Origin of the sequence: Clostridioides sp. ZZV15-6598, assembly GCF_020657705.1 — a bacterium.
Lineage (GTDB): Bacteria > Bacillota > Clostridia > Peptostreptococcales > Peptostreptococcaceae > Clostridioides > Clostridioides difficile_F.
Window position 1 is genome coordinate 1 of the sequence record NZ_JAGWCS010000351.1, and the last position, 359, is coordinate 359.

Sequence of the window (359 nt, forward strand, 5' to 3'; positions counted from 1 at the left end):
TATATAGCAGCACTTCTTGGAAATGAAAAGTTTGTATGGCACAAGATAAATAGAGATGAAGAAGTAATTGAAAATCTTATGAAAATAGAGAATGAATTTTGGGAAGAGAATGTGTTAAAAGACATATTACCAATTCCTGATGGTTCAGATGCTTATAGTGAATTTCTAAAAGCAAGATACAAAAATTCAGTTAAAGAGAAAGTAGAACTAAATCTACTTGAAAATGGTATTTCAAAGTTAAAAAGATATGATGATATAGTTTCACAAATGAAAGAACTAAAAGGAGAGAAACAACTAATAGAACAAGAAATACAAAGCGAAATGAGAGAGTTTGAGTTAGCAACATTAGACAGAAGAAT

At 28.7% G+C, this 359-nt stretch carries 1 pseudogene; it reads left to right on the forward strand.

The annotated features are described in order from the left end of the window. A pseudogene (locus tag KGF50_RS22000) lies at positions 1–359 on the forward strand (hypothetical protein); the annotation flags it as partial.